Annotated in this window: 17 protein-coding genes, 9 tRNA genes and 2 rRNA genes; 18 read left to right on the top strand and 10 right to left on the bottom strand. The window is 30.5% G+C overall.

Annotated elements, in window-relative coordinates; all coding sequences use genetic code 4:
• Positions 1–171: 171 nt before the first annotated feature.
• The 14 genes from EXC66_RS03745 to EXC66_RS03680 all read left to right on the top strand — a co-directional run bounded on the left by EXC66_RS03745 (position 172) and on the right by EXC66_RS03680 (position 11,225).
• Positions 172–1,596, top strand: a complete 1,425-nt coding sequence (locus EXC66_RS03745) for a hypothetical protein (protein WP_129622395.1) — start codon at positions 172–174, stop codon at positions 1,594–1,596.
• A gap of 173 nt (positions 1,597–1,769) precedes the next feature.
• Positions 1,770–3,276: ribosomal RNA gene (locus EXC66_RS03740) — 16S ribosomal RNA — on the top strand.
• Between the two features lie 270 nt (positions 3,277–3,546).
• Positions 3,547–6,436, top strand: a 23S ribosomal RNA gene (locus EXC66_RS03735).
• Together the 16S and 23S rRNA genes with 8 tRNA genes alongside form the textbook arrangement of a ribosomal RNA operon.
• Positions 6,437–6,594: 158 nt before the next feature.
• A tRNA-Pro gene (locus EXC66_RS03730) sits at positions 6,595–6,671 on the top strand.
• 6 nt (positions 6,672–6,677) lie between these two features.
• Positions 6,678–6,754: transfer RNA gene (locus EXC66_RS03725), tRNA-Ala, on the top strand.
• Between the two features lie 3 nt (positions 6,755–6,757).
• Positions 6,758–6,834 (top strand) — tRNA-Met (locus tag EXC66_RS03720).
• Between the two features lie 27 nt (positions 6,835–6,861).
• Positions 6,862–6,937, top strand: a tRNA-Ile gene (locus EXC66_RS03715).
• Between the two features lies 1 nt (position 6,938).
• Positions 6,939–7,031 (top strand) — tRNA-Ser (locus EXC66_RS03710).
• 18 nt (positions 7,032–7,049) lie between these two features.
• Positions 7,050–7,125: transfer RNA gene (locus EXC66_RS03705), tRNA-Met, on the top strand.
• 1 nt (position 7,126) lies between these two features.
• Positions 7,127–7,203: transfer RNA gene (locus tag EXC66_RS03700), tRNA-Asp, on the top strand.
• Between the two features lie 5 nt (positions 7,204–7,208).
• Positions 7,209–7,284 (top strand) — tRNA-Phe (locus EXC66_RS03695).
• 112 nt (positions 7,285–7,396) lie between these two features.
• The gene (locus tag EXC66_RS03690) at positions 7,397–7,921 is read left to right on the top strand and encodes a hypothetical protein (RefSeq protein WP_112579215.1); all 525 of its coding nucleotides are present in this window, start codon (positions 7,397–7,399) and stop codon (positions 7,919–7,921) included.
• A gap of 9 nt (positions 7,922–7,930) precedes the next feature.
• Positions 7,931–10,600 (top strand): isoleucine--tRNA ligase, encoded by a 2,670-nt coding sequence (ileS, locus tag EXC66_RS03685; RefSeq protein WP_006886884.1) that lies wholly within the window; start codon positions 7,931–7,933, stop codon positions 10,598–10,600.
• Positions 10,593–11,225 (top strand): signal peptidase II, encoded by a 633-nt coding sequence (locus EXC66_RS03680; RefSeq protein ID WP_006886883.1) that lies wholly within the window; start codon positions 10,593–10,595, stop codon positions 11,223–11,225. The genes ileS and EXC66_RS03680 overlap by 8 nt, the downstream gene beginning before the upstream one ends.
• 309 nt (positions 11,226–11,534) lie before the next feature.
• Here the strand turns inward: EXC66_RS03680 and ptsP are convergent, their stop codons facing one another.
• From ptsP to proS, 9 genes are all read right to left on the bottom strand, one after another.
• Positions 11,535–13,238: a phosphoenolpyruvate--protein phosphotransferase gene (gene ptsP, locus EXC66_RS03675; protein WP_006886882.1), complete on the bottom strand. Its 1,704-nt coding sequence runs from the start codon at positions 13,236–13,238 to the stop codon at positions 11,535–11,537.
• Positions 13,239–13,339: 101 nt separating this feature from the next.
• Positions 13,340–14,635, bottom strand: coding sequence for a trigger factor (tig, locus tag EXC66_RS03670; RefSeq protein ID WP_006886881.1), 1,296 nt, complete (start codon positions 14,633–14,635; stop codon positions 13,340–13,342).
• A gap of 61 nt (positions 14,636–14,696) precedes the next feature.
• Complete coding sequence (locus EXC66_RS03665; RefSeq protein WP_006886880.1) at positions 14,697–15,692, bottom strand: NAD(P)H-dependent glycerol-3-phosphate dehydrogenase; 996 nt, start codon at positions 15,690–15,692, stop codon at positions 14,697–14,699.
• 45 nt (positions 15,693–15,737) lie between these two features.
• Positions 15,738–15,812, bottom strand: a tRNA-Trp gene (locus EXC66_RS03660).
• 13 nt (positions 15,813–15,825) lie between these two features.
• Complete coding sequence (locus EXC66_RS03655; protein ID WP_040544581.1) at positions 15,826–16,056, bottom strand: phosphopantetheine-binding protein; 231 nt, start codon at positions 16,054–16,056, stop codon at positions 15,826–15,828.
• A 10-nt stretch (positions 16,057–16,066) separates the two neighbouring features.
• On the bottom strand, positions 16,067–16,477 hold the full coding sequence (locus tag EXC66_RS03650) for an MHO_1590 family protein (protein WP_129622393.1): 411 nt from the start codon (positions 16,475–16,477) through the stop codon (positions 16,067–16,069).
• A complete protein-coding gene (locus tag EXC66_RS03645; protein ID WP_006886877.1) occupies positions 16,467–17,543 on the bottom strand; it encodes a hypothetical protein in 1,077 nt (358 codons plus the stop codon). The genes EXC66_RS03650 and EXC66_RS03645 overlap by 11 nt, the downstream gene beginning before the upstream one ends.
• The gene (locus EXC66_RS03640) at positions 17,506–17,910 is read right to left on the bottom strand and encodes an MG284/MPN403 family protein (protein WP_006886876.1); all 405 of its coding nucleotides are present in this window, start codon (positions 17,908–17,910) and stop codon (positions 17,506–17,508) included. Before EXC66_RS03640 ends, EXC66_RS03645 begins: the two co-directional genes overlap by 38 nt.
• Positions 17,911–18,022: 112 nt before the next feature.
• Positions 18,023–19,459: a proline--tRNA ligase gene (proS, locus tag EXC66_RS03635; RefSeq protein ID WP_006886875.1), complete on the bottom strand. Its 1,437-nt coding sequence runs from the start codon at positions 19,457–19,459 to the stop codon at positions 18,023–18,025.
• A gap of 205 nt (positions 19,460–19,664) precedes the next feature.
• On the opposite strand from proS, the gene rpmB reads away from it, so the two are divergent.
• Both rpmB and EXC66_RS03625 read left to right on the top strand, forming a co-directional pair.
• Positions 19,665–19,859 (top strand): 50S ribosomal protein L28, encoded by a 195-nt coding sequence (gene rpmB, locus EXC66_RS03630; protein WP_006886874.1) that lies wholly within the window; start codon positions 19,665–19,667, stop codon positions 19,857–19,859.
• 89 nt (positions 19,860–19,948) lie between these two features.
• A complete protein-coding gene (locus EXC66_RS03625) occupies positions 19,949–20,443 on the top strand; it encodes a hypothetical protein (RefSeq protein ID WP_006886873.1) in 495 nt (164 codons plus the stop codon).
• 77 nt (positions 20,444–20,520) lie between these two features.
• Here EXC66_RS03625 and EXC66_RS03620 read toward each other — a convergent pair whose 3' ends face one another.
• Positions 20,521–21,222, bottom strand: coding sequence for a PQ-loop domain-containing transporter (locus EXC66_RS03620; RefSeq protein WP_006886872.1), 702 nt, complete (start codon positions 21,220–21,222; stop codon positions 20,521–20,523).
• A 126-nt stretch (positions 21,223–21,348) separates the two neighbouring features.
• Here EXC66_RS03620 and EXC66_RS03615 point away from each other — a divergent pair, with 126 nt between their 5' ends.
• Positions 21,349–21,768 (top strand): metallophosphoesterase family protein, encoded by a 420-nt coding sequence (locus EXC66_RS03615; protein WP_006886871.1) that lies wholly within the window; start codon positions 21,349–21,351, stop codon positions 21,766–21,768.
• Positions 21,769–21,923: 155 nt separating this feature from the next.
• Complete coding sequence (locus tag EXC66_RS03610) at positions 21,924–23,297, top strand: FAD-dependent oxidoreductase (protein ID WP_006886869.1); 1,374 nt, start codon at positions 21,924–21,926, stop codon at positions 23,295–23,297.
• Positions 23,298–23,356 lie beyond the last annotated feature (59 nt).

Genomic DNA, 23,356 nt, shown 5'->3' with positions numbered 1-23,356 from the left:
GACTTTTTAATAAACTATTAAACAACTATTCAGTTTTCAAAGATTTCGTCCGTCATGGACTTTTTTTATTTTATAAATTTTACAAAGGAGATAAAAATTAATAAATTAGATGACAAAACTTTTAATAATTTTTTAAATACTAGCTCTGTATTACTAGAAGATAAAGATTATATGAAATTTCTAAAATATTTCGCATGTAACTTTAAAAATGTAGAAGTGCCTAGATTTGAAAATAATAATTTAATATTAAAAGAAAAACAACACCTTCTTAAAAATGAAGGTTTTACATATGAGAAAATTGAAATTAAAATCAATAAAGAAATTGATGAACTGATTGAGAAATTTAATTCTTTATTATTAGAAATGAATTTTAATTCTTCAATACCAAAACAAACAAATGAAAAATATCAAATAAATATTATTTATAAATATAAGAATACCATACTTAAAAAGGTCTACTTAACAATTGACGAAATAAAAAATCATAGTTGAAACAATTATTTATCTAATTATATGAATTTAAGAGATGATGAATATTCCACAATTTATACTACAAAAAGAAAATGGTATTTATACAGTGAACCATATATCAAAACTTCCAAGTTTATTGTAAAACGTTCTAATAAACCACATATTGATTTTTATGATATAGTTGAAAATCTATATACTTGGTTTCTTGAACTAATTAGGGATAATATAGTTGATTTCAGTCCAGAAAAATTTATTAAAGATTTTAATGATTTTAAAGCAAGGAATAAAAAATATAAATATTTGTCTGATTTATGAGACGAATATAGCCCTAACACTAAGAAAAAAGAAGAAATTTATAAAGAACTTATTCAATTTGGACTTTGAAATACATTTATTAGTTTCATAAATTCAATTTTATCTTATGAAAAAAGTAACGTTTTCTTTAACTATAATGAATTTATTATTAAAAATTATTTTATAAAAAACAACAAAATATTTTTTAGTAGTGAAAAGGATATAAGTAATTTAGACATATTAGAACTTCAATGAAAAAATTTTGTTGAATTTTGCGAAGAAAGAGCTGATTTTAGAATACCTGATTTTTCAATTGGTATGTTAAATGATGATGAAGATGATTCATTAATAAAATATATATTCATGCAATATAATTTATTCATTAGATTTCAAACTCTTAACAATGAATATTTGAATGATAAAAAATTGGTAATTGACTCATTAACATTGTTAAATAAAATATATGATTCAGGGAAATTAGATAATTTTATTAATAAAATAGAAGAAATTAAAATTGAATTAAATAAAATAATTATGGACACTGTTTTTGAGTCCGAAAAAAGTAATGAACATATTAATAAATATATCCTAGCAAAAATTATTGAAAAAATTGAATTCAATAATACATACTTAACAGATATTATTCAAATAATTATTAATAATAAAATAGATAAAACATATATAGAAAATATAGAAAACTATCGAAATAATGAAATATTCAACTTTTTATTTAATTCATATAAACCGATTAAACTAAATTCAATTAAAGAAAATATCAGTTATCATAAGATAATTAGAGATATTCATAAAAAAATAAAAAAAATTAATTAAATAATTTTGTTTTTTTATTTTTATGCTATACTTTCATAGCAAACAAATCAACAAATTTATTGTTAAAATAAAAAATAAAAAAATATTAAATAAAAAATTTTTTATGTTATAATTGTTTCGCACAACTTAATTAAAGTTCTTTGAAAACTAGATATACAAACATGACAGTCAATTTTTTCGAGAGTTTGATCCTGGCTCAGGATGAACGCTGGCTGTGTGCCTAATACATGCATGTCGAGCGGAGTTCTTCGGAACTTAGCGGCGAATGGGTGAGTAACACGTACTTAACATACCCTTTAGATTGGAATAACGATTAGAAATGATCGCTAATGCCGGATACTTATATTTATCGCATGAAAAATATATAAAAGGAGCGTTTGCTTCGCTAGAGGATTGGGGTGCGTAACATTAGCTAGTTGGTAGGGTAATGGCCTACCAAGGCTATGATGTTTAGCGGGGTTGAGAGACTGATCCGCCACACTGGGACTGAGATACGGCCCAGACTCCTACGGGAGGCAGCAGTAGGGAATTTTCCACAATGGACGAAAGTCTGATGGAGCGACACAGCGTGCAGGATGACGGCCTTCGGGTTGTAAACTGCTGTTATAAGGGAAGAAAAAATAAAGTAGGAAATGACTTTATCTTGACGGTACCTTGTCAGAAAGCAACGGCTAACTATGTGCCAGCAGCCGCGGTAATACATAGGTTGCAAGCGTTATCCGGAATTATTGGGCGTAAAGCGTCTGTAGGTTGTTTGTTAAGTCTGACGTGAAAACTTGGGGCTCAACCCCAAATTGCGTTGGATACTGGCGAACTAGAGTTATGAAGAGGTTAGCGGAATTCCTTGTGAAGCGGTGAAATGCGTAGATATAAGGAAGAACACCAATTTGGCGAAGGCAGCTAACTGGGCATACACTGACACTGAGAGACGAAAGCGTGGGGAGCAAACAGGATTAGATACCCTGGTAGTCCACGCTGTAAACGATGATGATTAGCTGATGGGGAACTCATCGGCACAGCTAACGCATTAAATCATCCGCCTGAGTAGTATGCTCGCAAGAGTGAAACTTAAAGGAATTGACGGGGATCCGCACAAGCGGTGGAGCATGTGGTTTAATTTGATTCTACGCGTAGAACCTTACCCACTCTTGACATCTTCCGCAAAGCTATAGAGATATAGTGGAGGTCAACGGAATGACAGATGGTGCATGGTTGTCGTCAGCTCGTGTCGTGAGATGTTCGGTTAAGTCCTGCAACGAGCGCAACCCTTGTCCTTAGTTAAATGTTCTAAGGAGACTGCCCGAGTAATTGGGAGGAAGGTGGGGACGACGTCAAATCATCATGCCTCTTACGAGTGGGGCAACACACGTGCTACAATGGACGGTACAAAGAGACGCAATACGGCGACGTGGAGCAAATCTCAAAAAACCGTTCTCAGTTCGGATTGTAGTCTGCAACTCGACTACATGAAGTCGGAATCGCTAGTAATCGTAGATCAGCTACGCTACGGTGAATACGTTCTCGGGTCTTGTACACACCGCCCGTCACACCATGGGAGCTGGTAATGCCCGAAGTCGGTTTTGTTAACTACGGAGACAACTGCCTAAGGCAGGACTGGTGACTGGGGTGAAGTCGTAACAAGGTATCCCTACGAGAACGTGGGGATGGATTACCTCCTTTCTACGGAGTACACCTTAGTACAACAAGTACTGATAACAATGACTAAATATTTTATGTTATGTGCTAATGTTTTTAGTCCACTAGCGTATATCTAGTTTTGAGAGAACTTTCTCTCATGATCTTTGAAAACTGAATAGTTATACATTTTTAATATAACAACGACATCATTAAACAAAATAAAGATTATGTCTTATTTGTTTTGATACCGAGTTAATAAATTTAATTTATTAAAATGTCTTAAAATACATCAACAATAGGTAAATATTGTACTTTTAAATAAGTAAGAGTTTATGGTGGATGCCTTGGGTCTGGAAGTCGATGAAGGACGTGATAACCTGCGATAAGCCTCGTGGAGCTGGAAATGCGCTATGAAACGGGGATTTCCGAATGGGGGAACCTAACTAGAGTAAAGTCTAGTTGCTTTCTGATGAATAAAATAGTCAGATAGACGAGACACGTTGTGAACTGAAACATCTTAGTAGCAACAGGAAGAGAAAATAAATAATGATTCTATTAGTAGCGGCGAGCGAAAATGGAAGAGCCCAAACCAACGCATGTTGGGGTTGTAGGACAGCCTCTTTAAGTTACAAAATTATAATATAGCAGAAAAACTTGGAAAAGTTTAGCATAGAAGGTGAAACTCCTGTATGCGAAATATTATAATCTTATGGCTGTATCCTGAGTAGGGCGGGGCACGTGAAACCCTGTCTGAATCTGCCGGGACCATCCGGTAAGGCTAAATACTAACCAGACACCGATAGTGAACTAGTACCGTGAGGGAAAGGTGAAAAGAACCCCGGGAGGGGAGTGAAATAGATTCTGAAACCATTTACTTACAATTAGTCAGAGCCCGTTAATGGGTGATGGCGTACATCTTGCAGTATGGACCGGCGAGTTATGTTAACATGCGAGGTTAAGTGGAAAAAAGCGGAGCCGTAGAGAAATCGAGTCTTAATAGGGCGTTTAGTATGTTGATATATACCCGAAACCATGTGATCTATTCATGAGCAGGTTGAAGCTTGGCTAATCCCAAGTGGAGGACCGAACCGTAGTACGCTGAAAAGTGCCCGGATGACTTGTGAATAGTGGAGAAATTCCAATCGAACTTGGAGATAGCTGGTTCTCCTCGAAATAGCTTTAGGGCTAGCGTGTGATGTTAAATTTTGGTGGTAGAGCACTGAATATGGAATGGCCGCGCCTAGCGGTACTGACTATAATCAAACTCCGAATACCATTATGTATTATCATGCAGTCGGAACCGGGGTGCTAACGTCCCGGCTCGCGAGGGAAACAACCCAGATCGTCAGCTAAGGTCCCAAAATCGTGTTAAGTGAGAAAGGTTGTGAGATTTCATAAACAACTAGGAAGTTGGCTTAGAAGCAGCCATCTTTTAAAGAGTGCGTAATAGCTCACTAGTCAAGAGATCTTGCGCCAATAATTTAACGGGACTAAAACACGATACCGAAGCTACGGGTACATTTGTACGTTAGAGGAGCGTTCTTATCAGCATTGAAGCATGACCGTGAGGACATGTGGAGCGTTAAGAAGTGAGAATGCCGGTATGAGTAACGATTCGTGGTGAGAATCCACGACGCCTATTGGGGAAGGTTTCCTGGGCAAGGTTCGTCCACCCAGGGTTAGTCAGGACCTAAGGAGAGGCTGAAAAGCGTATTCGATGGACAACAGGTTAATATTCCTGTACTGAGAGTAGTGTGATGGAGTGACGGAGAAGGATAGCAGTACCCATTATTGGATTTGGGGGTAAATAGCAACTGGTCAGTGTAGTTAAATGCGCACTGTATAACCGGGAGTTATGATGCATAGTGAACGGCAACAAGTAACGAATTCTGTGATTTCATGCTTCCAAGAAAAGCTTCTAAACTTTAATCTACTTATCACCTGTACCGAGAACGGACACACGTCCCCTAGATGAGTATTCTAAGGCGAGCGAGAAAACCAATGTTAAGGAACTCTGCAAATTGACCCCGTAAGTTCGCAAGAAGGGGCGCCCATGTAAATGGGCCACAGTAAATTTTGAGGGGCAACTGTTTATCAAAAACACAGCTCTCTGCTAAACCGCAAGGTGATGTATAGGGGGTGAAGCCTGCCCAGTGCCCGAAGGTTAAGCGGATGCGTTAGCTTTAAGCGAAGCGTTGAAGTGAAGCCCGGGTGAACGGCGGCCGTAACTATAACGGTCCTAAGGTAGCGAAATTCCTTGTCGGCTAAATACTGACCTGCACGAAAGGCGCAATGATCTCTCAACTGTCTCAACATTGGACTCGGTGAAATTATGGTCCCAGTGAAAACGCTGGGTACCCGCATCAAGACGAAAAGACCCCATGGAGCTTTACTACAACTTCGTATTGGAACTTGGCCTAACATGTGTAGGATAGGTGGGAGACTGTGATATTAGGGCGCTAGCCCTAATGGAGTCGCCGTTGAAATACCACCCTTGGTATGTTGAGTTTCTAACTTGCCGCCGTTATCCGGTGGGAGGACAGTGCGTGGTGGGTAGTTTGACTGGGGCGGTCGCCTCCTAAAAGGTAACGGAGGCGTTCAAAGGTACACTCAATACGGTCAGAAACCGTATGTAGAGCGCAAAGGTAGAAGTGTGCTTGACTGCGAGACCTACAAGTCGAGCAGGTGCGAAAGCAGGACTTAGTGATCCGGCTGTACGTCATGGAACGGCAGTCGCTCAACGGATAAAAGTTACCCTGGGGATAACAGGCTTATCTTGCCCAAGAGATCACATCGACGGCAAGGTTTGGCACCTCGATGTCGGCTCATCGCATCCTGGAGCTGGAGTCGGTTCCAAGGGTTTGGCTGTTCGCCAATTAAAGCGGTACGCGAGCTGGGTTCAGAACGTCGTGAGACAGTTCGGTCCCTATCTGATGTGGGCGTTGGAATATTGATGAGAGCTGCTCTTAGTACGAGAGGACCGGAGTGGACACACCACTGGTGTTCCTGTTGTTTCGCCAGAAGCATAGCAGGGTAGCCAAGTGTGGAAAGGATAACCGCTGAAAGCATCTAAGTGGGAAGCCTCCTCAGAGATAAGTATTCCCTTGAAATTCCTTGTAGACGACGAGGTTGATAGGATGGAAGTGTAAGTGTAGCAATACATTCAGCTGACCATTACTAATAAATTGATTGGTTTAAAAGTGGATGAATTTATAGACTTTTTAATAAACTATTAAACAACTATTCAGTTTTCAAAGATTGTATCCAGTAAGGATATTTTTTTATAAAAATCTTTGAAAAAATATTTTGATTTTTAAAAAAATAAGTTAAAATATATATGCAAAATAAATTAATTGGTTTGGAGAAGTAGCTCAGCTTGGCAGAGCGCTACGTTTGGGACGTAGTGGTCGCAGGTTCAAATCCTGTCTTCTTCACCATTTTTTGGGGGGTTAGCTCATTTGGCTAGAGCGCCTGCCTTGCACGCAGGAGGCGGTGGGTTCGAATCCCATACTCTCCACCATTCGGCACTGTAGCTCAGTTGGTTAGAGCATCCGGTTCATACCCGGAAGGTCATGAGTTCGAATCTCATCGGTGCTACCATACGGAAGCTTAACTGTTAAAATAAATGGACCTATAGCTCAACGGTTAGAGCAACCGGCTCATAACCGGTCGGTTACCGGTTCGAATCCAGTTAGGTCCACCACGGGTGATTACCCAAGTCTGGCTGAAGGGACTAGTCTTGAAAACTAGCAGGGGATGCAAGTCCCGCGGGGGTTCAAATCCCTCATCACCCGCCATCTGTTTACACATTACATAGCGGAGTGGAGCAGTTGGTAGCTCGTCGGGCTCATAACCCGAAGGTCATAGGTTCAAATCCTATCTCCGCAACCATGGTCCAGTGGTAAAGTGGTTTAATACGCCTCCCTGTCACGGAGGAGATCGCGGGTTCAATTCCCGTCTGGACCGCCATTATTGGCCCTGTAGCTCAGTTGGTAGAGCAACAGATTGAAGCTCTGTGTGTCGCTGGTTCGATTCCTGCCGGGGCCACCATAAAAGTTAAAATAGCAAGTTAAATTTCGTGTAATAGCTGAATTTAACTTGCTATTTTTATTAATATCCTTTATTAGAATATAGTAAAATTATTAAAGTAAAAGTAGGAAGAATGATAAAAAAACTTAAAAAAATATTTTATTTTGCTACACCAATCTTATTAACTTTTTCAACAATTGTATTATCTTCATCATGCAATAATGATAGGAGAGAAGCAACTGAATCACTTTATAAATATAAAAATTATATTGAAGAAAATTTTAGTTATTTCAATAGTGAAATAATTAAAATAGATATTTCAAAAGATAAATTTATTAATGGTAATTCTGAAAATAATAAGCTTGAACAATTCAATTTTGAATACTTGTTATGTAGTGGAAGCATATTAATTAAAAAGAATTTATATTCGTTTAATGGACATAATTATAAAATAGAAATAAACCCTAAATCTCAATCAGTTATAGGAACAAGCAAAGCTAATGTATATTTAAATATTTTTGATACAAATCTTGATGTTAGAACAACCACAAAAGCAATTGAGATAGATGGATTTAAAACCACTTCAGCTAATCATAACCATTATACTTATGATTATAAGATAAGAGATTGCGAAACTTGTAAACAATATAATAAATAAGGAGAAGTCATGGATTACAAGAAAACATTATTAATGCCTACAACAAATTTTGAAATGAGAGCAAATTTAACTCAAAAAGAAAAAATATATAGAGAGAAATGAGAAGAAAATAGAATTTATGTAAAATCGCTAGAAAAGAATAAAAATAATGACCCCTTTATTGTTCATGATGGTCCACCATATGCTAATGGTGATTTACATGTTGGTCATGCCTTGAATAAAATACTAAAAGATATTATTGTTAGATATAAAACATTAAATGGTTTTTATTCACCATTTGTTCCTGGTTGAGACACTCACGGTTTACCAATAGAACATAAAATGTTACAAGAATTAAATATTTCTAAAGATGAACTTAATCCAGTAATTTTAAGAAAAAAAGCTGCAAAATATGCCTTAAAACAAGTTGATAATCAAAAGAAACAATTTAAAACATTACAATTATTTTCAGATCTAGAGAAAATTTATGTAACTTTAGATAAAAAATATGAAGCTAAACAACTTAGGTTATTCAAAAAAATGGTTTTAGATGGACTAGTATATAAACATTTAAAACCCGTTTATTGATCTCCATCAAGTCAATCTGCTCTAGCGGAAGCTGAGGTAGAATATGAAGATGTAATTTCTGATTCAATTTTTGTTTCATTTAAGGTTACAAATTCAACAAATCAAAAAGTAAATATTGATGATAATCTAATTATCTGAACAACAACGCCTTGAACATTAATAGCAAACTCAGGTGTTGCAATAGGTGAAAATATAAACTATATAAAAGTTAAAAATAATAATAGTTCTTATATTATTGCAAAGGATTTATTAGAGAATCTTCAAAGAACTTTTAAATGAGATAATATCGAAATTGTAGAAGAATTGAATAGTGGTGATTTAATTGGTGTTGAATACGAAACTCCAATAACTGCTAAAAAAGCTAAAGTTGTTATTGGTCATCATGTTACTTTAGAAGCTGGTACTGGTCTTGTTCACATAGCGCCACTTTTTGGTGAGGATGATTTTATTATTGGTAAAAAGAATAATTTAGACATGATAATGCATATCGCTGATGATGGAAAGATTGATTTTGATTGTGATTATAAAGGAATGTTTTATTTAGATGCAAACAAGGAAATTATTAAAAATTTGAGTAATAATAATTTATTGGTGTTATCAAATAAGATAAAACACTCATATCCACATGATTGAAGAACTCATAAACCGATTATTTTCAGAGGTACTCCTCAATGATTTGTTTCGATTGATAAAATCAGAGATGATATTTTAAGAGAATTGAAAAATGTCAAAATGTATCCTGATTGAGCATATAAAAGATTATCAAATATGATAGAAAACCGAGGAGATTGAACAATATCAAGACAAAGAACTTGGGGAGTTCCGATCATTATTTTCTATGACAAAGACAATAATCCTGTTATTGATGAAACTATTTTTGACTATGTTATTAATCTAGTTGAAGAAAACGGATCTGGTATATGATGAGAAAAAGAAGCAGATGAATTACTGCCAGAAAATCACAGAAATAAAGGTTATACAAAAGAAATGGATATTATGGATGTATGATTCGATTCTGGAGCTTCAAGTATTGCTGCTGATGTTTATGGCTTTAGTTCTCCATTTGATGTATATTTAGAAGGATCAGATCAATATAGAGGTTGATTTAATTCATCATTAATTAACTCAGTAGCATACAAAAAGGTAGCGCCTTATAAAAATTTAATTAGTCATGGATTTGTTCTTGATGGTAAAGGCGAAAAAATGTCTAAATCTAAAGGAAATATTATTTCACCTTTAGATGTAGTTAATCAAAAAGGAGCAGACATCTTAAGATTATGAGCTGCTAATAGTGAGTATTCTAATGATATTAATATATCAGAAGAAATTCTTAATCAAAACTCAGAAATTTATAGAAAAATTCGTAATACTTTAAGATTTATGATATCTAATACTAATGAATATAAATATAATAAAAATCTTAAATTAGAAGGTATTCATGAACTAATTAATGAAGAGTTAAAAGTTTTGATTAAAAATGTTCATGAAAACTATAATAACTATAAATTTATAAACGTAATTAAAGAAATCAATAATTATATTGTTAATTTATCTAGTTTCTATCTTTCTATAGTAAAAGATTTATTATATGTTGAATCAAAAGACAATAATGAACGTCAAATGGTTCTTAAAAATCTATATGAGATTACAGACTTTTTAATATTAGCATTAGCACCAATTATTCCAACTACTTCTGAAGAAGCTTATTCATTTTTTAATAAAAATAATAAAGAAGAATCGGTTATGATTGATAGATTTTTAGAATCATCAGAACCTAATTATGAATTAATCAATAAATATAAAGAATTTTTTGATTTAAGAGATAAAGTTAATGTTTTAATCGAAAACTCAATTAAAAATGGAGAAGTTAAAAGAAGTAATGAACTTGAGTTATTTATTAATACTGAAAGTGAATTTATAAAAGACTTAAATCTTAAATTTTTATTAATGGTTGGAAAAGTATCGTTTTCATCTCAAACAAAAGTCCAAAAATTTGATAGTCTAAAATGTGAAAGATGTTGAAATCATTTTGAAAATGGCCAAATGCACGATGAACAAATTTGCGTAAGATGTAATGATGTGATATCTTCATTAAAGGAATTTGATGAATAAAATTCAAGTCAAATTTAATGAATTGATTAAATATGTCAAAAATAATAAAAAACAAATATTGGTAAATTATTTAATTTTTATAGTATTATTTGTTATCTTATTGTTGGTCGATCAATTAACTAAAACGTTTATATTTGTTCATGGAGATGTACATAATATCAATGAAAATGGATTAGTATATGTGAATGGTAATTGATCAAATCCTGAATCTATAAATTATAAAAGTATAATTAATTATGGAATATTTGGAATTAGATCAATTTGACACAGAGGTGTAACATTCTTACCAAGTACTTTTAGTATAACAATCATTCAAATTATAAGTATTTTAATATTCATTTTTTGTTTATTTGTACCATTAATGATAAATAAAAAATTAACAGTTTTCATATGTTTTATTGCATCGGGTGATTTTGGGAATATGCTAGACAGATTTATTTTCAATGAGTATGTAAAGGATATATTTTATTTCCCATGGATAGATAAAGGTACCTTTAACTTGGCTGATGCATGAGTTATGATAGGTGCTGTATTAATATTTGTGTATCTTGTTATCGAATTGATTTTAGATGTTATCAAAAAAACTAAGCATAAAAACACTAAAAATAAAAATATCTTTTTATAAAATTGTTAATCTGAAAATAATTTTATGCACCATAGATAAAAGCTATGGTGTTTTTTTATGTTTGGCTTATTTTATTAATAATATAAAAATATATGGGTGGTGGAAAAAATGTGTGGAGAAATTATTCTCTACATTTTCTATTTCACCCAAAAATATCACTGGTTAAAGCAACTATTAAACTTTGACACTTCAAAAGTCACAGATACAACTAATATGCTTTCTAAATACATAAGTTTGACTCAAGCTGAATAGCAAAATATATGATATCAAAAAAATATCGCAAATTACAATGCAATATTTTTTTGATTCTTATTTTAATTCTTTATTTAGGAATTCTTGTACTTCTTCGTCTGTGTCCATCTCAAGAACTTTATTAGCAATCTCTTTGCATTTTTGAAGAGATAAGTTAGAAAGCATCTCTCTAGTATTTAGTATATTTGATGCTGACATTGAAAATTCATCAAGTCCTAATCCCACTAAAATAGGAAGTGCTCTTCTATCACCTGCCATTTCACCACACATTCCAGCTCATTTACCGTTTTTGTGTGCACCATCAATCACATGTTTAATTAATCTAATGATTGAAGGGTTTAATGGTTGATAAAGATATGAAATAGATTCATTCATTCTATCAGCGGCCATTGAATATTGAATTAAATCATTTGTACCTATAGAAACAAAATCAGCATATTTACAAAATTTATCTGATAATATTGCTGCAGCAGGAGTTTCCATCATAAGTCCAAACTCAATTTCACTTAATGGAGCTATTTCTGAAGTTTCTTCGCTTAATTCATAGTATGTTTCTTCGAATATTTTTTTAGCATCTAAAAATTCTTTAACATTAGTGATCATAGGTATCATTATAGCTACTTTTCCATAGTAACTTGCACGGATTAATGCTCTTAATTGAGTTTTGAATATTTTTTCATTTTGTAAACAAAAACGTATTGCTCTATAACCTAAGAATGGATTCATTTCTTCTGGGAATTTGAAGTATTTTAATGTTTTGTCACCACCTATATCCAATGTTCTGATAACAACTCTTTTGCCATTCATTCCTGATACTACTTTTTTGTATGCTTCAAATTGTTCATCTTCACTTGGTCAATCTACATTATCCATGTATAAGAATTCAGATCTGAATAAGCCAACTGCCTCGGCATCATTGTCAATTATAGATTGTAGATCATTAGGAGAACCTATATTTGCGGCCAACTCAACTTTATGCCCATCTTTTGTAACACTTTCTTTACCTCTAAATAACTTAAGTTTTAATAAATATTCTTGATATAACTTTTGTTGTTTAGCTATTTCTACTTTTTCGGTGCTATTTGGATTGATAATTACATAACCTTTTTCTCCATTAATGGCAATTCAATCTCCATCTTGAACTTGCTCAAGAATATTATTGGTTCCAACAACACTAGGAATACCTAAACTTCTAGCCATAATAGCTGTATGAGATGTTGGACCACCAATGTTTGTAACGAAACCTTTTACAAATTCTTTGTTTAATTGTACTGTTTGAGAAGGGGTTAAATCATTAGCGACAATAACAACCTCTTCTGAAATTGAAGAAAGGTCATGTTCAGTAATTCCACTTAATGAGTAGAGTAATTTACTTTTGATATCTCTAATGTCAGCCGCTCTCTCTCTCATGTATTCATCATCCATCGACAAGAAAATTTGCTCATTTTCTTCATAAACTTTAGAAACCGAATAGATTGACGAATATCCCTGATTGATCATATCAATAATTCTTTCTGTTGTAAAAGGATCATTTAGAAAATTCAAGTGTGCCTCAAAAATCTCGGCATGTTCCGGATCTTTGGCCATTTGTTTTCCTTTTTTAATTTTTTCTTCAACATTTTTAATAGCTTCATTGAATAATTTAATTTCATCTTCAATTGATCTTGATGATTTTTCGCTTACTTTAATTTCCTTTTCTTCAATTTTTAAAACTTTAGCTAAGGCAACACCCTTAGATGCTCCTATACCTTTAATTTGCATATTGCCTCCTATAAATAATAAAAGTATAAACAATTATCGTTAATTATGAGTAGTCAAGTTAATAATAAAATAAAAAAAGTGGAATTTTACCACCTTTTTCACTATTTACTATACTTTTGAATAGTTGAATCAAACATTTTATCAACATGAATGATTTCTTTTACTCTAGCTTCTGGTAAAAATTGTTTTACTTTATCTATTGGTAATTGAACTTCTTCGCTAATAGAGTTGTATTTTTGTTCTACTTCTTCACTTGTTACTTCTTGAAGATTTAATGAGATTACAATCGCTTCTTTTATTACTTCGATTTTTAATTCTTGTTTAGCTTCTTCTCTAAGTCTTTCCTTGTATTCTTCTTCATTTATACCTAGAAGTTGTAGGTATTCGTTTTTCTTAATATCTTGTTGTTTTAATTGTTTATTTATTGTTCCTTCAACATCTTTCATTTTTAATTCAATCATTGAATTACTAAATACTAGGTCATTTTTTGAAGCAGCTTCTTTAATTAAAGTTTCAAAAAAGTTTTGTTTATCTTCATTTTTGTAAGTAATAGTTAATTTTTCTCTAAATTTAGCTTTAGCTTGTTCAATTGTATCACCTTGAGTTCCACCGATTAACATGATATTATCATTTGTTAATTCAACTTCCTTAAGTTTTAATACTTTATTAATTTTTACTTCAAAAACAGCTTTTTTCCCTGCTAAGGATTTAGCAAAATATTCTTTTGGAAATGTGACGTTAACTTCACCTTCTCAACCAGCTTTTTTCCCAACTAATTGATCTTCAAAACCTTCAATAAATTGTTTTGAACCTAATACAAGATCAAAACCTTCTGCTTCACCACCTTCAAATGGTTCATCATCAACAAATCCCTTAAAGTCAATGTTAACTGTATCATTTAATTTAGAAGCTTCCTCTACTTCTTCATAGCTAGAATATTTTTGTAAAAGTTTTTTCAATTCATCTTCTACAATAGTATCAGTAACTTCTCTTTGGACAAAGTTTATTTTAATATTATCAAGTTTTATTGAATCTAAATCAACTGTTCTATCGAAAACAATAATCAATTCTCCATGGTTATCACCATCGACTTTTTTGTAATCGATTGATGTTGGTTTATCAAAGAAATATTTAGTTACTTCCATGGCGCTTTTAAGAGCCTCAACAAATTTTGCTTCAGCAATTAAGTTGATTGTTTCATGTTCTACTTGAGCTTGAGATAAGTATTTATCTAGAACATTTTTAGGTAATTTAGAACCATTTCTAAATCCTGGGATTTTAATTTTACCGATAACTTTTTGCTCAGCTTTTAAACGATTTTTTGAATATTCTTCTTTAGAAACTGGTACTGTAACTGTTATTGTTTGATTTTTATCATCTTTAATAGCTTTTATCATCATTCTCCTTTACATAAATATTTATAATTTTAAACTATTTTATTTTATATTGAACTATATTTTAATACTCTTCTAAGAAATCTAAAATTTTGAAAGGTGACTTGTTGTGATAAAGAACATTTATTATATTTGACATAAAAGGAACGTAAATGTCTTTTTCTTTGATGATTTTTTCAAGAATTTTTGCTGTAGTATAACCTTCAACAGTTTTTGTTTGACTATTTAGTACTTCTTTTAACCCTTTATCAGCAATATCTAAACCGAAAGAAAAGTTTCTACTTTTATTAGAGGAACATGTAAGAAAAATATCTCCTATCCCCGCTAGTTCAAAACCTATTTCATCATCTAATTCTGGGAAAAGGCTTTTGTATATTTTGTGAATTTCCTTTACTCCAATTGTTAACATTGCTGATTGAGTGTTTTTGCTTTTGTTTGAATAACTAATTATGCCAATTCCAATTGCCAAAACATTTTTTAATGCAGCAAAAAGTTCTGAACCTTTCTCGTTTTTACTTATTACCAACTTAAATGAATCATTATTAAAAACTTTGGTCAATTTTGCTAGATAATTTAAGTCTCTACCTACGACATTAATCATTGTTAGCTCATTTTCAAAAACTTCGGTGGCATAACTAGGTCCTATTAGTGTTGCCATATTTTTTAAATTTTTTCTAAACTTAGAATATATCAATTCTGAAAAAAAGTTTTTTGACTCACTATCAATTCCTTTAGCAACATTTATTAGATTTATTTTTCTGTAGTTAAGTACTTTTTGGATATCCTTTAACATTGTCTTAATATGACCTGATGGGGTTGCCAAAATAACATAATCAACATTTTTTAATATCATCGCTAAATTATTCGTTGCAGATAAGTTTTTATAATTGTGAAATCTTTTATTACCAAAATATTTTCTGTTATATCCTGAATTAATATCATTAATTTCTTCTTGATTAACACCATACATTTTTACTTCATGATTGTTTTTTAGTAAAACGTTAGCCAGAGCTGATCCTCAAGCTCCGGTCCCAATTATTGCAATTTTATTTTTGTCCATTTCATACTCCTAAATGAAATTTTACATGTTTTTTAAAAATAAAAATGGCAGGAGTAGCAGGATTCGAACCCACAACACACGGGGTTGAAGCCCGTTGTTCTACCGTTGAACTATACTCCTAGTCCATTTTCTATTATATAGTATTTTTTGTTTTTTCAATTAATAAAATTACATCATTCACAGTCACCAAATTTGCTAATTCTGAATCTGGGAGTTGAATCTCAAACTTTTCTTCTGCATTAATGATAAGTTCTGCAAAATCTAATGAATCGATTTCTAAATCTTTAATATTGTCATCTTCTTTTACTTTCTTAGATTTTGCTAATTTATTAAATTCTTTTATAACCATTTCTTTTATACTCATAATATTTTAATTATATAGATTTAATTTGGAATGTATATTTTTTTACTTCAAATTTTTCCTTATATTGTCATTGAAGTGTTATTATAATTTTAGTATCTGTAATTTCCGATTTAAAAGAAATTTCCCCATAACTAACTGACATTCTTTTTAGAATGTCTTTAATAAAGACTACAACCAGCTTATCATCAATTTTGCTATTACCAAAATCATTTTTTATTAAAAACTCCTGGTAGTATGAATCTGATATATTTGGGAAAACACTTAGTTCTTGAATTTCTCCCAAATCATTATTTTTATTAATTTCTTCAACTGCATTTTGCTTTTTAAATTTACTAGTATAAATATAAAACGAACCTGCTGCCATTAATCCTATACCTAAGAAAGATAGAATATAAACTAATTTTCTTTTACTAAATTTCATATTTTTTTCTAATATAAATAATGAAGTCATCATATGAGAGTTTTTCTAGATTTATAAACTCAACTCAGTCTTCATTTTTAATATGTATAAGATCATTTTGGAGTGTATTAATATCCTGAACCGATATAGCTATTTTTTCAATTTTGCTTTTTAATGAATTTGTATCATAAAATTTTTTATGTTTTATAATAACACTTACATCGGAAATATCGAATGAAAAAACATTCAAATCATTGATTAAATTATTACTTAACAGATTGTTGTATTCTTGATTTTTGTTAAAAATAATATTCAGGTTATTAAACTTAAGTTCAATATTTTCATTAATAAAATTGTCATTTAATAGTTCGTTTTGATCTATTAACTTTATCTCTTTTTTACTTAAAGGATTACTTAGTTTTAAATTAAGAAATTTTGGAAAATATAGACTTACTTTTCTGAAAATTTCATTATCAGAAACTAAGTTAAAATTTGATGAAAACTTAGCAAATGTATCAACATTCTCACCTGATTTTTCAAACTTTATAAATGTTTGAAAGTTAAATATTGTTTTTCTATTTTGAAAATTATTCGAGGATGATTCGAATTTATACACATAAGGTATTTTAATAGTGAAAAACATATTTTTGGTTTCTATTTCAAAATTATTTATTATGTTATCTGATTTTTGAATTCTGTGTTGATATAATTCCTCGTCATTGTTTTTTACAATTATTTTTATTTCATTAAGTCTATTTAATGATAGATTAAGTTTTTCATCTAAAATCAGACCATATTTATTAAAGTTTTTTGAGTTTTTTAATATGGTCTTGCCATTTACAATAATGTCAAATTGAATATCAAAATAATTAAGAAAGTTCTTTATTTCTTTATTTGTTTTAAAAATTATAGAGAATTTATTTGTTCTGAAATTTCTTAATAAATATAATTCAATATCAATTTTGTTATTCAGATTATCAAAGTTATCGGAAACAATAACTTTTGATGAAAATTTATAAGGATCTAAAATATTGTTTTTGTTCAATTCATTAATTTGAGATATGTTGTTTATTAGACCTACTTGCAAAATAAAGTGTTAAAAACTCCAATTCAGCTTGTTTTTTCTTCTTGTAGAAAGTAGTTTTGGAAAAATAATCCTTATATCAATTTTTATCTTTACTATTGTTATTATTTTGTATATAAGTTTTTTCTATAATCATAGAATTTATTTTAGACATATTTTTTAGTATAAATTTAACATATTCTGTCTCTCAATTTCAGTCAATATCCTCATTTTTTCAATTAACCTCGAAATCTTTAGGTAATTTATATTGTAATGAATTATTGCATTGTCCATTTTTTCTAATTTCATTTATTGTCTTTCCTAGTCGATTTGTCTCAACTATATTCTTTATTATTTGACTTTTTGTCATTGTTTTTTCATTTTCATTCACTTAATACCTCCACCTAAATATTAGCATTATGAAAAACCATAAAAAATGAAAAATAAAAATAAGTGTTTTTTCCACATTATATTGGGACAACACTTATTTTAAAATCTTTATATTAATATGATTTCGCAAAAATAACATATCTATTTGTTTCTTTTTTACATTCATTGAAAATACATTTTCTATTTTTTGCAGGTTTATCTAGTTTTAATGGTATACATCTAGTAGAAGCTCCTGTTTCTTCTTTTATTTTAACCTCAGCTTCATCTAAGCAACAAAATGGAGCGGTAACAAATTTTCCATTATTAATTTCTTTTTTAAAATCATCATATGAAAATACAGTTACACTGTTTTCATTGAGTCTTCTTAATGCGTTTTCATATAAATTGTCATGTATTTCATCAAGCAATTTACCCACTAATGTTTTAACGTCTTTTATTTTTACAGTTATTTTTTCAAGAGTATCTCTTCTAACTATTGTTACATTTTTATCCTCTAAATCTCTAGGACCAATTTCTATTCTGAGAGGAGTTCCTTGAATTTCACTATTTGCAGCCTTAAATCCAGGGTTTTTGTTTGTTGAATCAATTCTAACTCTTCATTTTTTAGATAATTCTTTGGATATTTTTTCAGAAACTGTTTTGACTTCTAAGTTCTTATCAGCGAATAATTCTAAAATATCAATTTGAGTTGGTGCAACTCTTGGAGGTATAACAATTCCATGATTATCACCATGTGTCATTATTATTGCACCTAAAAGGCGAGTGGAAACACCTCAAGAAGTTTGAAACACATTAATATATTCATTATCTTGATTTTTGAATATTATTTCGTATGGTTTAGAGAAATTTTGAGCAAGATAGTGACTTGTACCAGCTTGTAAAGCTCTACCATCTTTCATCATTGCTTCAATTGTGTATGTTGAGCAAGCTCCAGCAAATTTTTCATGTGAAGTTTTCTTACCTACAATAACAGGAATTGCTAAGTATTTTTTCAAGAATTTAGCATAAACCTTAATCATTTCTCTTGTTAATTTTCTTGCTTCTAACGCATTAGAATGACATGTGTGACCTTCCTGTCATAAGAATTCTCTACTTCTAAGAAATGGGTTTGTAGTTTTTTCTCATCTTAGAACATTAGCTCATTGGTTATAAATGATTGGTAAATCTTTATATGACTCAACTGAATTTTTAAATAAGTTAGCAAATAAAACTTCTGAAGTTGGACGAATATATAATTTTTCAGATAGTTCACGATCTCCAACTCTAGTAACTGTTGCAAGCTCAGGGTTAAATCCATTAACGTGTTCTTTTTCAAGCTCGAATAATTTTTCGGGTATTAAAAGAGGTAGATAAACATTTTGAATTCCTTTTTGTTTGAAGATTTTATTTAAATTTTCTTGAATCAACTCTCAAATTCCATAAGAGTTAGGTTTAAAAACTAATGTACCTTTAGCTGGACCATAAGCGATCAATTGTCCTTGCTTTACAACATCAGTATATCATTTAGCAAAATCTTGTTCTAAAGGTGTAATTTTTTCTAATTTATTCATATTGACCATTATACCATTTTTACTTTTTTTGTAAATTGTTTGTATACTGAAAATTCAATGTTTGCACTTCAAAAGTGCACAGTATTTTCACTTTTTAGAAATTTAGAGTTTAGTAAAATACAATAAAAACTTATTTTGTTATATTTAAAAATTTAATATAATAAATAGGCCTATTTATTAGCTAATATATTAGAAAGGAGTCCTCATGTCAAGAAGAGATCAAATTTCAGGTAAAGGACCACAATTTGGAAATAAGCGTTCTCACGCTATGAATGCTTCAAGAAGAAAATTTAACGTTAACCTTCAAAAAGTTAAAATTAAAACAGCTTCTGGAACAAAAACATTAAGAGTTAGTGCAAAAACAATCAAAACTCTTAAGAAAAATAATGTTATAGCTTAATATTTTAAGAATGATCAACTTAAAATATTAAGTTTTTTTTAATATATAATTTAAAATTGTGATTATTTATACAAACATATTGGAGTACTATGACAATAAAAAAACATCCATTTTTTGGAGAAATAAATTTTAATGATCCTAATGGAATGGTTTGAGAAGGAACAGATGATTTAGAAATTTTTAGAATTTTTAATGTCCCCGGAACTTATATTGAGGATGAAACATTGGATATTTTTCAAGAATTTATTGAAAAATTCGATCAAATTGTTGAAAATACAATAAACGAACTTCATAATGAACCTAACATGAAGGTTGAATTATGGGATAAATTAGCCAAAAAATTTAATAAAAAAGCACTACTTAAAGATGTAAAAAAATTTCTATATGAAGCATTAGTACCGGTATTAGTCGAATTTTACAGCGAATCAGTTAGACACGAAGAAGGTAATGATACTGTAGCAAGAATAATTTATTGTTTTGATATTAATGAATGTTATGAGTGTTTAATGATTAATTATGATGAAAAGTTCGATCTGATAGGATATGCGGTTGCTGATGTTAGAAACATTATTGACGATTTGTAAAAAATATAATAAAAAATAAAAGTTGTTCTTAGATGTACTAGGTTCAACTTTTATTTTTTATTAATAAGAAATGTATTTTAAGCTTTCATTTTTTGCATTTTTTTGAATTTTTGTTCATCAATAACTGTCATAGTAAGTTGATAAGCGTAAAGACAAAGTGAAATAATTTGTCATATTAGACCAATTACTAAGTCTCATACAAGTCCATTTAATCCCATTGATGTTGTTCAGAAAATAATTCAGAAAATGTTATTAACTTCGTATAAAACAAACATTCATGAAGTTATGCCTCTTCATTGTTTTGTTTTTATAGAAGTGATTAATTGTGGTAAAAATGAAAATGTTGTGAATGCAGGAGCGATAGCACCAAAAATTGAATTTTGAAGTGGAGTTAATCTAAAGCTTGGTCAAATAGCATAAATTATTATCATTGTTCCAGTGATAATTCAAGAAGTTACAACTCCTAGCGCAGCATAAATTTTAACTTTTCTAGTAAATTCTTTTTTAAAATGATAAAGCAAGTATGTCATTAAACCATTTAAGAAACAACTTACTCCATCGGCAATAACAACATTTTTTAAAATATATGGATTTGCGGTGCTACTTAATGCACCAAAAAATACCCATAAACATATACCTATGTGAAAAATTCAAAATGAATAAAAATTTATTTCCCCTGTTTTTTTATCTTTTAGTAATTTTATTAATTGCGGAATACTTAATGCAACAGTAAAAATAATTGTTGCATAATTTGAAATGTTATTAAAAATTTGTAGCATATTAAAATCATAAACTATTTTATTTTTTTTATAATAATATTATGAACGATACTTTAGAAATTTTAATCATGTCTGATATCCACGGAAATCATAAAAAAGCCGATGATATTTTAAGAAACGAAACATATGATTTGAGCTTTTTTTTGTGGTGATAGTGAACTTTCAGATTCTTGAGTGGATAAACATTTTAATTTCAGTGTTAAAGGTAATAATGACTTTTCTAGTTTTTTGCAAACTAGGAGTGAAATAAAATTAGAAAATTTTAAAATTTTTATTACACATGGGCATGAATTCGGAAGTTATCAACAATTGATGAATTACGATAGGTTGATTGAAGCGTTCGGATTGTATAAAAGCTATAATTTAGTGCTTTATGGACACACTCATTTTCCTAATTATTTTGAAAGTAAGAACGATTTTCCAGCCTTTCTTAATCCAGGGAGTATAACTTACCCTCGTTTTGGCAGTTCATATAGTTATGCCAAAGTTTTAGTAGATATTGTTGATGCTAAGATATTAAAGGTTGAATTTAAAACATGAAATTAGAATTGTTAAATTATTCTTCAATCATTTTCATGTTTTCATATTTGTGAAAAAAATCGCATTTAAATTAATTAATGATAAAATTAACATTATTGTAAAATTAGTATGATTAAAAAAACTAAATTTATTAATAAATTTAAGAAATTTGAAAGGAAATTATGAAAATTTTAGTTGTAGGTGCTAACCACGCTGGAACATCTTTTTTAAGAACTCTTAAAACTGTTAATCCTAAAGCTGAAGTTGTAGCATACGATAGAAATACTAACACATCTTTTTTGGGATGTGGAATTGCAATTTGAGTAGGTGGAGCATTTAACGATCCTTCTGCTTTATTCTATTCTTCACCAGAAATTTTAAGAAATGAATATGGTGTAGATTTAAAAACAGACCACGAAGTTATTAAAATTGATAGAGCTTCAAAAACTGTTGTTGTAAGAGACAACCAAAGTGGTAAAGAATTTACAGATTCATATGATAAATTAGTGTTTGCTGGTGGTACATGACCAATCGAACCTCCATTTAAAGGTCGCGAATACAAGAATATTTTACTATCAAAACTTTATCAACATGCTGAAGAAATTGTTGAAAAAACAAATGATAAAAAGGTTAAAAATGTAGTAGTTGTTGGTGCTGGATACATTGGAGTTGAATTAGTTGAAGCATTTCACCAAAAAGGTAAAAATGTTACACTAATTGACTTACAAGAAAGAGTTACACCTAACTATTTCGATGAAGAATTCACTCACGAAATGGAACAAAGAATGGTGAAATCTGGTGTTAAATTAGCTCTAGGTCAAAAAGTTGTTGAATTTACCTCTAAAGATGGAGTAAATGTTTCAGGAGTTACAACTGATAAAGAACAATTTAAAGCTGATTTAGTAATTTTATGCATTGGATTCAAACCTAGAACAGATGTTTTAAGTGATGTTGAAAAATTACCAAATGGTGCTATTAAAGTTGATGAATTCCAACGTTCAATTTCAGACAAAGACATTTATGCAATTGGTGATTCATGTGCGTTAAAGAATTGTGTGACAAATGATTATTCACATGTCGCTCTAGCAACAAACGCAGTTAAATCAGGATTAGTTGCTGCACTGGATCTAGCGGGACTTCATGTACCATTCCCAGGTGTAGCTGGTACAAATGCTATTAATGTATTTGATTGTCACTATGCATCAACTGGATTTACTAAACAATCTGCTATAGCTGCTGGTTTCAATGCTGATAATATTGGGGAAGAGTACTGAATGGATAATGACCGTTGCGAATTTGTCGGACATTACAGTAAAGTAGCAATGAAAATAACTTATGAAAAAGACTCACTTAGACTTCTAGGTGTTCAAATTGGTTCATGAGAAAAAGACATTCACGTTGAAGTTGTTTACATGTTTGCATTAGCAATTCAAAGAAGAATGACACTTCCAGAAATTGCTTTAACAGACGTATTCTTCTTACCACACTTTAACAAGCCATTTAACTTCTTCTTAATGCCAATGTTGAATGCGTTGGGAATTAAATATAAAAAATAATTAAAGTCAATTTATTTGGCTTTTTTATTATTAAATATGATGTAATTAAACACTATTTA

Origin of the sequence: Mycoplasmopsis anatis (assembly GCF_900660655.1) — a bacterium.
In the GTDB taxonomy this organism is placed as follows: Bacteria; Bacillota_I; Bacilli_A; order Mycoplasmatales; family Metamycoplasmataceae; genus Mycoplasmopsis; species Mycoplasmopsis anatis.
The sequence above is the reverse complement of the archived record's forward strand: the minus strand, read 5'-3'. Positions and strand labels throughout refer to the sequence as shown.